We start from the raw sequence: 13,466 nt of genomic DNA on the forward strand, positions 1-13,466 counted from the left end.
GGCTTGTATTGATAAACGATATGGGAGTATATTGATAAGCGACAAGGGTCAGTTATGAGACTACGGCTGACCGGGGGGATGTATGTTGAACGTCACACCGGAAATCGCCCGCAATGTGCTGAATTTCGTGCTGAGTGCCACGCAGGTTTTTGCTGCGATTGGTCTTGCGATCTATACCTTTTTGGGCTTAGGCGCTCTGCTGAGTGGCCGTGAACTTGATTTCAACCAGTCATATTCCATTGCCCTAAATGCACACATTACTCTGCTAAATAAGAACTCTTTCAGCATATCTGGTTTAGACTTACCTGTAGAGCCTAACAGTGACTGGCAGAGGATGCTGATACTTTTTGGAATTTTTTTTACGTTGGCCGCCATTATATATGTGGCGGGCTATCTCAAAAAGCTGCTCAACAAAATTATTGACGATCCCTTTCAATCAGGTATTGCGCCTAAGTTTCGTATCATGGCTTACGCTCTCCTAAGTATGCAACTTTTGGAAATAATCTATAAATCAATTCTCTTCTTTGATAGCCGGGGCCGCGAGGCACAGAGAATGATTGAAAATACATTTGGGAGTTTGGCTGCCATCAAGACCGTCAGTGTGAGCAGGAGTCTCTTTCCTAATATTGATTTTTCTCCGCTCTGGGCCGCTCTCGCCCTCATTCTCCTTGCCGCCGTGTTCCAGCGTGGGCACGATCTGCGCGAGCAAGAGCGGAGCTTGAGGCTGGATCAGGAACTCACCGTCTGATGCCTGTCCGGGTCAACTTAGAGCGCGTGCTGATTGAGCGCCACATGACCCTCAGCGAACTGTCGGTGCGGGTGGGGGTCACGCTCGCCAACCTCAGCATTCTGAAAACGGGCAAGGCGCGGGCCATCCGGTTTTCCACGCTGGACGCCATTTGCCGCGCCCTGCACTGCCAACCCGGAGACCTGCTGGAGTGGGTAGACGGCCCGCCCGATGCCGACGAATAAAGGTGTGCTGAGCTATAAAATTCAGTCCTCAACGCCCGCCCGACACGTCCAGAATGGCCCCAGTCGTATACGACGCTTCCTCTGACAGCAGCCAGAGAATGGCCCGCGCCACTTCCTCCGGTTCCCCGCCCCGGCCCATCGGCACGCCCGCAGACAGCCGCGCCACACGCTCCGGCTCGCCGCCGCTGGCGTGCATGTCGGTGGTAATCAGGCCGGGGCGCACGCTGTTTACGCGGATGCCTTCGCCCGCGACTTCGTGGGCCAGTCCAACGGTCAGGGTGTCTACCGCGCCCTTAGACGCCGCATAGTCCACATATTCGCCCGCCGAACCCAGCACCGCCGCCCGCGACGACACGTTCACGATTGCGCCGCCTTGCCCGCCGCGCCGCGTGGACATGCAGCGCACGGCTTCGCGGGCACACAAAAAACTGCCGATCACGTTGGTGTCGAAGATTCGTCTGAGGCGGGCGGCGTCCAAGTGTTCCACACGGGTCTGCTGCTCCAAAATGCCCGCGTTGTTCACCAAGGCGGTCAACGTGCCCAACTGCCGCGCAACTTCCCGGAACATCCTTTCTACATCAACTTCACTGCTCACGTCGGCCTGAATGGCAATTGCTCGGCCTCCACTTGCCTCTATGGCTGTCACGACTGCTTGGGCAGCGGCGGCATCCTGCCTGTAATTCACGGCCACCGCGTAGCCTTGTCGGGCGGCCAGCAACGCCGTGGCCGCCCCGATGCCCCGACTTCCGCCTGTCACCAGCACCACTTGATCCATACGTTCAATCTAGGGGAATCTGCACCACCTTCCCCATGCTGCCCCCGCCGAACATGAACCTTGCGTTACATTCCCCCCATCCTCAGCTCTAGGATGCGGGCCACAATGACCACATTGCCTGCTCTACATCCGACTTTGGCTGGGCAGGCGTGACAAGGAGAACCATGAACAACGACATGAACGGCGGCGTAAGCAAACGCAGCCTGCTGCTGCTCGGCGGTCTCGCGGCCCTGAGCCTGAACCCTGACCTTCGCCGCAAGCTGGTACTCGGCACCCGTGACGCGCTGGGCACGGCGCAGGGCACGCTGGACGGCACCATCAAACCCGCACTCGCTGGTGCGGCGCTGCAGGCCGGACACGCGGGGCACGTGGCGCAGGCTGCGGCGCAATCTGCCGTGCAGACCGCCATGCACACGGCTACGCACACGCTGGAAACCTTGCGTGAAGAAGTGCCGCCCCGCGCACAAGCCCTGTTGGGCAGCGCACAGGAAGCGGCGGGCGTATTGGCTGCCGGAGCCGCCGCCAAAGCCGTGCAGTTGCGCCACGATGCAGGCGAGGCCGCGCAGGTGGCCCGCGAGGAAGCTGGCAAACGCCTGACCACGCTGTCGGGCGATGTGCTGGAGGCTACCGCCGAACGCCGGGAAGCCGCCGCTAAAGCATTGACTGCGGCCCAAGCCACCGGCAAAACCGCGGGCAGCGCCCTGATTGCCGATGTCAGCAGCCGCGTACAGGGCTTACTCAGCGACACGCAGGACACCGTGGAAGGCCGCCGCCACGCCGCCGAAAAAGCCTTGGCCCGCGCCCGTAAAGACGCCGAGAAAGAACTGCGGGCGGCCCGCAGGGAGTGGAAGCCTGCCAAGTTGGAAAAAGCCGTCGCCAAGCGAATCGCGCCCCTACACAAGCAGGCCGAGCGCGAGTTGGCTCAGTTCGAGAAGGAACTGCACAAGAAGACCAAGCAGGCAGCGCGTGGTGGCCGCCAGATCGAGGGCAAGATGAAGAAAGAAGTAGCGGTGAAGACGGTGAAAGTGAAGGCGGCCAAGGCCAAAGCGATGAACGAAACCGAGCGCAGCAGTAGCAGCGGCGTCATCGGCCTCGTGCTGTTGGCAACGGGCGCAATCGTGTTGGCCCGGATTCCGGTGGCGCGTCAGGGCATCCTGAACGCTGTAGAGTCCATCAACCCCGGCGCGGCGCAGGGCCTCAAGAATGCAGGCCGCAGCGCCCGCAACCTGATCGGTACGATGTGGCTAGAGCGCATGGAAGAAGAGCCTAAGCCCGCCACGCCGCCCGCTGCCAGTGCGCCCGCACCGACCACTGCAGCCGCAGCCGTGGCCCCCGCCGCCGGAGCCGCCGCAGACACGCAGGGAGCCACCACCGGAGCCACCTGGGGCGGAGCCATCGCCCCCGATTCTCCCGCCGCAGGCAACGCCAGCAATACCACTAAGCCCAGTGGCACGGACGCCAGCAAAACAAATTAAGGCAAGTTGTTCTGGGGTTTAGGCTCTAGGGTAGGAACAAAAGAGGAGAGGCCGCCGCGTGCGTGCCTCTCCCTTTCTTTGGATTCTGGTGACTTGTCGGAATAGAGTGGGGTTCACAGCCTAAATCGCACGCCTCGGAGCCAGAATTACTCCACCCCAATCCCCGCCACAAACTCCCCCATCTCTGCCACGATCTGCGCTTCAGCCTCGGCGCGGGTCACGGTAGGAAGGCCGTCGCCCTTTTGCGGGCCGTAGCGTCCGAAAAAAGCGTGATTGGCCCCCTTGATGACGGTCAGGCGGGCAGAGGTGGGCAGGCGGCTGAGGCCATCCCGAACATCGGCAGCGTCGGCTACACCGTCATGCTCGGCCAGCAGCGACAGTACGGGCAAGGGCGCTCCCGGCAAGTCGCGCAGGCTCACGTTGCCCGCTGGGTACGCGCCCATCAGGATCAGGCCCGCCAGTTGCGTCCTGTTGTCACGGGCGTATTGGGCCGCCATCGCGCCGCCCAGCGAATGCCCGGCCAGAATCACGCGCTTGCCCCCGCCAAACTGCTTGATCAGGGCGTCGGCGCGGCCAATGCCGGTCACGGCCAAATCCAGCGGGAAGGCGGGAATCACGGTTCGCACGCCCCGCCCCGCCAGCGCTGTGCCCAACCATTCGTAGGCTTGCGGACGCACCAAGCCGCCGGAATAGAACACCAGTAGCGTGTCGTATTGCCCGTTTACAGGCTGAATATCCAAAAATGTGCCAGGCGTGCTTTGAAGCGTGGCGCGGGCCTGTGCGCCCTGCACGGCGGCGTCTTGGCCGACAACCAACGGCGGGCGATTCACCACCCCGATGCCGACAGCCAATAAATAGCCCAGAAATCCAGCCAGAAGAATGGCGAGCCACACGCGGGCACGGGGCGAGAGGCGCGGGCGCTGAGAGCGGAGGCGGGTCATGGCCCCAGCCTATGCGCTCTCACAGACCGTCCGAATCTTTAGCCCACCTTCATCTTCCCCCCGTGCCTGATCCAAACAGCTCTGCCGTGCATATAGCTGTTCAGAACAAGAGGCCGAGCCGCATGGCCCACAAGGAGAACCACCATGACGAACATTAAAATCGGACTGACCGCCCTCGCCGCCCTTTCTCTCGCCTCCGCCGCCAGCGCCCAGATGGGTCAAGCCTACGTGCGTGTCGTTCACGCCGTCAGCGACGCCCCCAATGTCGACGTGTACGTGGACGGCGTCCGCACCGTCGCCAACGCGCCTTTCAAGGCCGTCACCAGCTTCGGTGAAGTGCCTGCTGGCCCACACAAAGTCATGGTCACCGCCGCTGGAATGATGGACACTGTGGTCTTCGAGGCCGACGTGAACCTGACCGCCGGAACGTACTACACCGTCGCCGCTGTCGGCTACCTGAAGAACGTGAAGCCCAAGATCTTCACGGCCACCAGCATGAACATGAACAAGGCCAAGGCCGCCGTCAACGTCTACCACCTCTCGCCCGACGGCCCCCGCGTGCAGGCTTTGGCTGTAGACATGAGCAACGCCAAGCTGCTGCCCATGGGCCTCGCCTACGGCAACAAGGCCAGCCTGCTGGTCAACCCGATGGGCGTCAACCTGAACGTCGTGCCTTTCGGCAAGATGGAACCCGTCGTCAAGAACATCAGCGGCATCAGCGTGGCGGGCGGCAAGAGCTACAGCCTGTTCGCAGTGGGCACGCTGGGCGGCAAGACCTTTGATGTCGTCGTGGCCGAAGACAAACTGGTCATGGGGAGCATGAACGAGAAGTAAGTCCGATTCTGATCTTGGGGCGTAGTCTCTAGGATCGGAATATAGGAAAGCAGGCTGGGGGGCGCAGAAATTTGGCCGCCCAGCCCGCTTTTTTGGCTCTGAGCTGTGAACGACAAACTATTCGGAGTAATTCTGTTGCATGGCCCACAGCTCAATTCTCACAGCCTTGAAAGGAGGACTGACATGAAATTTTTACGGGCGTTCATCGCCGTTGCCCTGCTGAGCGTATTGGGCTTTATCGGATTAGAAGTGCTGGGCTGGGTCAATCCGGTGGTGGCCCTGTTTGGCCGGATTACGCAGGCGTTGGGCGTTCCGGCGGTTTTTCAGTTCCTGCACCAGATTTTCGGTTTGGGCAGCACAGGCAAAAGCGTGGCCTTCGCGGGGGTGCTGGTGGGCTGGGTCGGCGGCCTGACGTTGCTGGGGGCGTTGGTCAGGCCTTGGCAAGCGGGCGCGGTGGTGGCGTTGGCGCTCTTGGCGTTTACTCCGCTAGAAGTGGCGATTGGCAACGGCGTGGTCTTCGGTTTGCTGCTGTGGGCCGCAGAGAAACTGCTGTCTCCCCACGCTCCCGTTGCTACGGTTGCGCCGCCCGCATCTGCCGAGTTGGTGCCGCCGCCCCATCTGCCCAATGTGCGCTTAGCCAAAGCGGATACCACGCGCCGCACAGTCACGCTGGCCTTGGCGGGCACAGGCGCGGCGGTTCTGGCTGCGGGAGCAGGCCGCCTGATTTCTGTCGGCGGTGGCAGTGCAGCAGCTTCGGCAGCAGTTCCGGTCACGCCCGGCAGTCTGCCCGCTGGCGTTACGCCCGTCTCCAACTGGTACTACGTCAGCAAGAATCTGGAAGCTTTAGACCCGCGTATCAAGGGCGAAAAGTGGCGTTTGAAGGTAGATGGATTGGTCGGCACACCCAAAACCCTGACGCTGGAAGACCTCGCCCGCTTTCCCGCCGTGACCAGTGAACGCACGCTGGCCTGCATCAGCAATCCGGTGGGCGGCCCGCTGATTTCCAACGGCATCTGGGAAGGCTTCCGACTGGCCGACTTGCTGCGCGAGGTGGGCATCGGCAAAGAGGCCCGTTTTGTCCTGTGGGAAGCCGAAGACGGCTACACCGAAAGCCTGCCGCTGGGCGACGCGCTAGACCCCGAAGTGCTGCTGGTCACGCGCCTGAACGGTGCGCCGCTGACGCCCAAGCACGGGTTTCCTCTGCGCGTGCTGATTCCTGACCGCTACGGCATGAAGCAGCCGCGCTGGCTGACCAAAATTACCCTCAGCGCCACCGATAAACCCGGCTACTGGGTGCAGCGGGACTGGAGCCGCACCGCCCGCCTAGAACTGCAAAGCCGCATCGATTTTCCCGAAGAAATCAACCCGCAGGTCAAGGCAGGCCAGCCCATCACGGTGCGCGGTATGGCGTTTTTTGGCACCAAACCCATTACCCGCGTGGAGGTCAGTACGGACGGCGGCCAAACGTGGGGACAGGCCAAACTCACGCCGCCGCGCAATACGTCGGTGTGGACGCTGTGGGCCTTCGACTGGACACCCACCGCCGGAGCCGCCATGCTGATGGCCCGCGCCTACAGCGGCCAAATAGAGCAAAAAACCGCCGAACGCGACGCCCTACCGGAAGGGGCGACGGGGTATCACCGCTTTATCGTGAATGCAGGCTGATTTTTCCGGCAGAAAAGACGAGTTGAGTCGCGTGTAAATCCCCCAGTCTGCTCCGCAGTCGGCCCCCTTAAAAGGGAGCGCAAAATCAGTTGTCCTCCCCTCAAGGGGGGGCGTTGCGCCAGCAACGGGGGGGTTCACCCAGAAGCTCAGCTGCTTGCCAGCAACGGGGGTTCACCTTCCAAGCCAAACAACTCCCATCCTTTGGAATGAGGCTCACCTTCCCCCCAAGTGTTAGGCTCACCCGGATATGGATTGGTTCTACGCACTCATTTACGGCATCGTCGAAGGCATCACCGAATTCCTTCCCATCAGTTCTACCGGGCACCTGATTTTGGCCGGAAACCTGATGGGCGTGCCGTGGACACAAGAGGTCAAGGCCGCCTTCGAGGTAGTCATTCAGGGCGGCGCGATTCTGGCCGTGGTGGCCTTCTACTGGCGCGATTTCGTGCAGCAGGGGCGCGACATTGGCCGCGATCAGCCGACGCAAAGGCTGTGGCTGGGCGTGCTGGTGGCCTGCATTCCCGCCGTCGTGCTGGGCCTCGCCTTCGGAGACTTCATCAAGGCCAACCTGTTCCGGCCCAGTGTGGTGGCATGGGCCTTGATCGTGGGCGGCGTCATCATGTGGCTCATAGAAAGCCGCAAAGTGCAGCCTGCCGTCCACGACATCAAAAATATCGGCGTGGGCAAGGCCTTCATGATCGGGGCGCTGCAATGCCTCGCGCTGCTGTGGCCCGGATTTTCGCGCAGTGCCAGTTCTATTCTGGGCGGCATGGTGCTGGGCCTAGACCGCCAGACCGCCACCAAATTCAGCTTCTATCTGGGTGTGCCCACGCTGGGCGGCGCGGCGCTGCTCAATTTCATTCAGGAACGCGAACTGATCTTGGGCGAAATTGGCCTACTGAACGTGTTTATCGGCGCGGCCACCAGCTTCGGCGTGGCTTACCTCGCCATCGGCTGGCTCCTGAAGTTCGTGTCCACCAACAATTTCAAGGGTTTTGCCGTTTACCGCGTTATCGTGGGCGTCATCATCCTGATCTTGGTGGCGACAAACGTGATGAGCAATGGTTCGCTGGCCGTGACCCAGTAAATACAAAAATTTCGGAGGGGGCGGGGCGGCAGGGGCCAGTGTGTCCCTTCTGCCCCAACTCTTTTAGACTGATCCCGTGACCCACAGTTCGCCCACTCTGTACCGCCCTTTCCTCAGCGGGAAATACACCGTGTCGGCGGGCCTGTACCGCTTAGGCGTGCAGCCTGTACCGTTCGTGGGGCCGGACGCGGCAGAGGCGCTGGAAACACATACGTTTGCGCTGGACGACACCTACCCGGCGTTCGTGGCGAGCAAAGCAGCGGCCCATGCGCGGGCCTTGCACCAGTACGCGGGAGAGGCAGGCCTGACGCCTGCGCTGCGGTGGGCGGCGTTAGATTTTATCGCCCGCACCCTGGCCGCCGAGAGTGAGGGGTGCATGACGTGGGACGGCCAGCACTTCAGTAACGCGGCGTTGGGCTGGACGGCGGCCCTAGATGTAGAACGCGGCACGGTGGAAAGCCTGACCAAAGCTGCTGGCCCGCTTTCCGATTTGATAGCCGACATCCAGCCTATTTCTGCCCTCGATTTTTTGGCCCTGAATGCCCCCGAAGACCTCGCCCTCTTGGCCCGGCATCCGGCCACAGGGGCGGATTTTTTGGCTGCCGTGCATGTGATGTCGCCGCAGCACTGGCACCCGCTGGACAAGCTGGGGCGAGATTTTACTTTCGTCCACGCACCCGTTGCGGGCAGCGGCCCCCTGAACGCCACCGCGCCGCGCCTCGTGGACGCCGTGATTTCGCGGGGGCCGTTCGTGCGTTTCGCGTGGGGCGTGGCGATGAGTGACCGCCTAGACCATCATCCTGCCGCCCCGCCTGACGCAGACCGCGCCCAGGCCACTGCCTTCGATCCTGACCGGGCTTTTGTGCGTGTAGAGCGCCAGACCCTGACCGGATTCCCAGAGGCACACGGGGCGCTGTTTACCATTCGGCCCTTCATCTATCCGCTGCGTCAGGCGGTGGCCGACCCCGCTCATGCCCGCGCTCTGGCCGCCGCGCACCGCTCCATGACGCCCGAACAGGTGGAGTACAAGGGCTTGACTGCTCTGCTGCCCGATCTGCTGGCGTGGTTGGCTGGGCAGGCGGCAGGCCAATGAGAGCTAGACTATGGGGCGTGAATGTTCGCCGATGGTGGGTTGGCCTAGGCTTGTTGCTTACGGCGGGTCTGTCGGCCTGTTCGCCGCAGGATGGCTCGGCGCAGACCCAGCAAACGCAGACTCAGACCCAGCAGACCCAGACCCAGCAGACGCAGCGGACGCCATCCGCACAAGCTCCCCGCACCGACTCACAAAGCGGCCTGCCCTTCATCGCCGTCACCGCCCTCCCGCGTGAGGGTCAGCAAACCCTGCGCCTGATCGACCAGAACGGGCCTTTCCCGTACTCCAAAGACGGCGCGAGCTTTGGCAACCGCGAGGGCATTTTGCCCCAGCAGCCGCGCAACTATTACCGCGAGTACACCGTCAAAACGCCCGGAGAACGTGACCGGGGGGCGCGGCGCATCGTGTGCGGCGGCGTCCAGACGTTTACCGAGTGCTATTACACCGCCGACCACTACGCCTCCTTCCAGAGAATCCGCCCATGATCAATGTGTTCAACGCCCCGCCCGAAGGCATCCAGACCGCCCCACACGACATGCGAATCATTGCCGCCGGGTATCAGGTGTCGGTGCGCGAAGTCGACCTGACCCGCGTGCGCGACAAAGACAGCCTGATGCTGGCGCTGTTGCGCGGGCTGGCGCTGACCCAGACGTTTGGGCACAACTGGGACGCCCTGTTTGACGTGCTGACCGACCCCGAAGCCCGCCCCGCCCGCTTTGCGCTGGTGCTGTGCGACTACGACCATTTCCGTAAGCGCCACGCCAAGCTGTGTGCAGAGCTGGAAGCCGTGCTGCTGGACGCCCAGCGCAGCGCCACCGAGGCGGGCCGCCAGTTGTGGGTCTTGGCCGAAGAACCCGAAGGCCAGTTGCGCCGCTGGTAGCCGCTTGATCTGCCTCCCTGTTCCGTTTGGTGAGGGCGGGCCAGTTCTGCGGCCCCGCGTCCTCTACACTTGCCCCCGATGAATGCCGTGCCGCCGCTCTCCCCCTCCATTTCTGCTCCCCGCCTCATTCTGGGCATAGACACCTCCTGCGACGATACGGGCGTGGGCGTGGTGGAACTGTTGCCCAGCGGCAGCGTGCGGGTGCGGGCCAACCGGATCTGGTCTCAGCAGGTGCATGCCCGGTACGGCGGGGTCATGCCGGAACTCGCCAGCCGCGAACACGTGGAGCGCATAGACGAAATCATGGGCGCGGCGCTGGAAGAAGCGGGCCTGAGTGTGCAGGACATCGGCGCGGTGGCGGCCACGTCCGGGCCGGGCTTGGTGGGCGCGTTGCTGGTGGGGCTGATGTACGGCAAAGGCGTGGCGCAGGCGCTGAATGTGCCGTTTTTTGCCGCCCACCATCTGGAAGGCCATATTTTCGCGGCGGCCTCGGAAGAAGAGTTGCAGGCTCCCTATCTGGCGCTGGTGGTCAGTGGCGGCCACACCCACCTGTTCGACGTACCCGAAGAAGGCAAGTACGTGCTGGTGGGGGCCACCCGCGACGACGCGGCAGGCGAAGCCTTCGATAAGATTGCGCGGCTGGCGGGCCTCGGTTATCCCGGCGGCCCAGCCATCAGCGAGGCGGCCACGCGGGGCGACCCCGACGCCGTGCCCTTCAAGGAGCCGCTACAGGGCCAGAAAGGCTTCGAATTCAGCTTCAGCGGCCTGAAAACTGCCGCGCTGTTGGCCCACAAAGCCGGAGCCAAACCCGAAGACTTGGCCGCCAGTTTCGAGCGGGCCGCTGTGCGCTTTTTGGTGAAAACCACCCTGCGGGCCGCCCACGCATATGGGCGCGGCACGGTGGTGGTGTCGGGCGGAGTGGCCGCCAACCGTGCCCTCCGCGCTGCCTTCGCCGCCACCGACCTACACGCCGTGTTTCCCGGTGCGGGCCTGAATACCGACAACGGCGCGATGATCGCCTTGGCCGGAGCCGCCGCCTTGCACGCGGGCCGCTCCCCAAGTGCGCTGGACGCTGGAGCAGAGGCATACGCACCGCTGGCAACGCCGCTGGCCGAGGCATAAACGTCCCAAATCCCCTGTCCTAATGAGGACATTCGGCCTAACATGTTATTGCTGTCTTTAAATTTCAGTTTGCGTTTGACAGCTATTTGTCCCCTCCGACTTGCATAAGGTAGAGTTATTAAACTCGGCCTGTATGGCTGCAAGAGATCGGGGCGAAAAAAGCGGCAGTCATGAGTGAAGGCTCAAATTGAGCTAAAGCCCGCAAGCTTTGAGGAGTGAGGGTGTCCGTCCCGCGAAATTGCTCCGTTACTTGCACTTTTTCCTCAGATCAGGCCGCTCTTTTCAGATGTACGCGTACTGTGGCGGGAGCCATTGCTCTAACAAATTCTACTTTCTCCGATACTGGTTCTCACCGTAACTGGCTGGGCTGTCATGAAATAGAGGCTCTACACATTGACCATTGGCAGATGTGCGTCTAATATGCCTTTCACGAGTCATTCAAGATTCGGCAGTTGTTCCTGTTCGCCCGTCAAGGCATCAGATCATCCGCTGACCCTTTCCGCGCCTGCGGAACTTGGGCCATTCTTACCGTTCCCCGCTGCTCTCATAAAGGAGTCACTTTACCTCATGGCCCTGAAACCGATCTCTATTGGCTCGGCACTCCTGCTCGGTACGCTCCTCATCGGTTGTAACCCCACCGATCCCGTACCGACTGGCGATACCACCCCGCCTACCGTCAGTCTGAGCGCTGCCTTGACCGCAGTGGCCCAGGGCGCGAGCACCACCCTGACCGCTACTGCCACCGATAACGTGGCCGTGACCAAGGTCGAGTTTTTCAACGGTGCGACCAAGCTTTCCGAAGACACCACCGCGCCCTACGAGGCAGTCGTCACCGTCGGCGCAACCACCACCTACACCGCCACCGCCTACGACGCGGCAGGCAACAAGGCGTCGGCCACCACCAGCGTCAGTGTGGCTGCGGGAACGGGTTCGGTGCAGGGCACAGTCGTTGATCAGAACATCGGCGCACCTGTGGCAGGCAGCACCATCACGGTCATGCAGGGCGCAACCAATCTGGGCACCTTCACCAGCGGCGCAGACGGCTCGTTCAGCTTGCCCTCGTTGGCTGCAGGCAGCTACGACATCAAGGCCCGCAAAGCCGGACACGCAGGCAGCGACCTGTACGGCGTCGTGGTGACCGACGGCGCGGCGACTTCCGTGTCGCTCGTGCAGCGCCCCGCCTTCGACACCAGCGCCACCACCAACCCCGCCAAATTGATCCTGACTCGCGGCGACGGCAGCACGCCGCTGGCTGGAGCGACCTTCAATGCCAGCACGGGCATAGATTTCAAGATCGTGTCGGCTGCTGATTCCGACCACGTGGGGCCAGTACGGATCGTGTACGCGCAACTGGGCCGCACGCCCGGCAGCGCGGGTATTACTGCCGCCGCCAACGCCAGCAACTACAATTTCACGCCTCAGCAGAACCTGCCCAAAGTCGTGGATTCCGGCTCGGTCACGGTGGGCACCGCCGCCAGCGTTCCCAACTTTACGGCGGGCTTCGGCAGCGCGGCGGGCGAAACCGTGTACATGACCGTCATGGCCGTGGACTACAACTACAACTACTCGCGCTACGTAGTGCCGATCAAACTGATCAATACCTCGGCCACAGCGGGCAATACGGTCGTCGCTCCTACACAGGCCGCCGCCACCGCCTACACCCTCAAGCAGGAGGGCTCTTGGACGACGCCCTACAGCACCCCCACGCCCGACGCGGCTCCGAGCGGCTCCGGCGTGTTCGTAGAAGTGCGCTGGTGCTACACCAACGTCACTGCGACGGCTAGGCCCTTCGCCTTCGATATCGAGCGGTCTGGCGACGGCACCACCTTTACCAAAATCGGCACTGTGGGCGGCAACAGCAGTACCAGTTGTGACGTCAACCAGCAGGCCCGGCCCTTCAACTTCCGCGACACCAGCGCCGACCTGACGGTGGGCAAGACCTTTACCTACCGCGTGCTGGCGCGTGGAGCCAACAGCGTGGCCAGCAACACCACCCAGACCACGCCGCTGGCCCAGTTCACGCCCACCTTCATCGGGCCAGCCGACGAGTCTACCGGCGTGTCTCTCAATCCCACCTTCGTCATGGGACAAAACCAGACGGCCATCGGGGCCGACGGGGCGGGCTACAACCTGCGTCTGCGCGACCTGATGACCCTCGGCGGCTACAACCTGCCCGGTGCATCGGCCAACGCCTTGATCCGGGTCGAGGAAGGCACGGGCGCGACAGGCAACGGCATCGCCGCCGGACAGTCGCTGGTGTTCGTGTCGAGCGGCGCGTCCAATACGGCTGCGCTGCTGACCCCGCCCACGACTGCCGGATCGATTCGCACCGATACGTCCGGCAAATACGTGGCGTCCAAACCCAACTTGATTCCCGTGGATACGGCGGCGCATACGGTCAGCATTCCTTGGAATGTGCTGGTCGCCACGCCGCTTCAGCCCCTGCGCCCCTACAAGTGGGAAATGTACTCCGGCTTCGCCTACAAGTACGCTCCCGCCGAGGGCAACCGCATCTCGGCCTACTCGGTGTACACCTGGCCCGACGGCACAGTGGCTCCGATCAACCAGACGCGCGGCACCAACATCAACTGGGATTTCATCACCGGCACCAAGTAGAGCGGT

Annotated in this window: 13 protein-coding genes; 11 read left to right on the forward strand and 2 right to left on the reverse strand. The window is 62.5% G+C overall.

Features of this window, described 5'->3' with window-relative positions:
• Positions 1-82: 82 nt before the first annotated feature.
• Together SU48_RS04465 and SU48_RS04470 are read left to right on the forward strand one after the other, a co-directional pair.
• Positions 83-748 (forward strand): hypothetical protein, encoded by a 666-nt coding sequence (locus SU48_RS04465; RefSeq protein ID WP_064014202.1) that lies wholly within the window; start codon positions 83-85, stop codon positions 746-748.
• A complete protein-coding gene (locus tag SU48_RS04470) occupies positions 748-972 on the forward strand; it encodes a helix-turn-helix domain-containing protein (RefSeq protein WP_064014203.1) in 225 nt (74 codons plus the stop codon). Before SU48_RS04465 ends, SU48_RS04470 begins: the two co-directional genes overlap by 1 nt.
• A gap of 28 nt (positions 973-1,000) precedes the next feature.
• On the opposite strand, the gene SU48_RS04475 is transcribed toward SU48_RS04470, so the two are convergent.
• Positions 1,001-1,747, reverse strand: a complete 747-nt coding sequence (locus SU48_RS04475) for an SDR family oxidoreductase (RefSeq protein WP_064014204.1) — start codon at positions 1,745-1,747, stop codon at positions 1,001-1,003.
• Positions 1,748-1,911: 164 nt separating this feature from the next.
• Here SU48_RS04475 and SU48_RS04480 point away from each other — a divergent pair, with 164 nt between their 5' ends.
• On the forward strand, positions 1,912-3,222 hold the full coding sequence (locus SU48_RS04480) for a hypothetical protein (protein WP_064014205.1): 1,311 nt from the start codon (positions 1,912-1,914) through the stop codon (positions 3,220-3,222).
• Positions 3,223-3,368: 146 nt separating this feature from the next.
• Here the strand turns inward: SU48_RS04480 and SU48_RS04485 are convergent, their stop codons facing one another.
• Positions 3,369-4,163: an alpha/beta fold hydrolase gene (locus SU48_RS04485; protein ID WP_064014206.1), complete on the reverse strand. Its 795-nt coding sequence runs from the start codon at positions 4,161-4,163 to the stop codon at positions 3,369-3,371.
• A gap of 144 nt (positions 4,164-4,307) precedes the next feature.
• On the opposite strand from SU48_RS04485, the gene SU48_RS04490 reads away from it, so the two are divergent.
• The 8 genes from SU48_RS04490 to SU48_RS04525 all read left to right on the forward strand — a co-directional run bounded on the left by SU48_RS04490 (position 4,308) and on the right by SU48_RS04525 (position 13,460).
• Complete coding sequence (locus SU48_RS04490) at positions 4,308-4,997, forward strand: DUF4397 domain-containing protein (protein ID WP_064014207.1); 690 nt, start codon at positions 4,308-4,310, stop codon at positions 4,995-4,997.
• Positions 4,998-5,180: 183 nt separating this feature from the next.
• Positions 5,181-6,662 (forward strand): molybdopterin-dependent oxidoreductase, encoded by a 1,482-nt coding sequence (locus SU48_RS04495; RefSeq protein WP_064014208.1) that lies wholly within the window; start codon positions 5,181-5,183, stop codon positions 6,660-6,662.
• Between the two features lie 247 nt (positions 6,663-6,909).
• Positions 6,910-7,749, forward strand: coding sequence for an undecaprenyl-diphosphate phosphatase (locus SU48_RS04500; RefSeq protein WP_064014209.1), 840 nt, complete (start codon positions 6,910-6,912; stop codon positions 7,747-7,749).
• Between the two features lie 76 nt (positions 7,750-7,825).
• The gene (locus SU48_RS04505) at positions 7,826-8,842 is read left to right on the forward strand and encodes a heme-dependent oxidative N-demethylase subunit alpha family protein (protein ID WP_064014210.1); all 1,017 of its coding nucleotides are present in this window, start codon (positions 7,826-7,828) and stop codon (positions 8,840-8,842) included.
• A gap of 17 nt (positions 8,843-8,859) precedes the next feature.
• Entirely contained in the window at positions 8,860-9,327 is a 468-nt protein-coding gene (locus SU48_RS04510; RefSeq protein WP_231881679.1) for a ribonuclease, read from the forward strand.
• Entirely contained in the window at positions 9,324-9,722 is a 399-nt protein-coding gene (locus SU48_RS04515) for a barstar family protein (RefSeq protein ID WP_064014212.1), read from the forward strand. The genes SU48_RS04510 and SU48_RS04515 overlap by 4 nt, the downstream gene beginning before the upstream one ends.
• 78 nt (positions 9,723-9,800) lie before the next feature.
• Entirely contained in the window at positions 9,801-10,844 is a 1,044-nt protein-coding gene (gene tsaD / locus SU48_RS04520) for a tRNA (adenosine(37)-N6)-threonylcarbamoyltransferase complex transferase subunit TsaD (RefSeq protein WP_064014213.1), read from the forward strand.
• Positions 10,845-11,411: 567 nt separating this feature from the next.
• Positions 11,412-13,460: a carboxypeptidase-like regulatory domain-containing protein gene (locus tag SU48_RS04525; RefSeq protein ID WP_064014214.1), complete on the forward strand. Its 2,049-nt coding sequence runs from the start codon at positions 11,412-11,414 to the stop codon at positions 13,458-13,460.
• Positions 13,461-13,466 lie beyond the last annotated feature (6 nt).

The sequence above is a fragment of the Deinococcus puniceus genome (assembly GCF_001644565.1).
GTDB classification, from domain to species: domain Bacteria; phylum Deinococcota; class Deinococci; order Deinococcales; family Deinococcaceae; genus Deinococcus; species Deinococcus puniceus.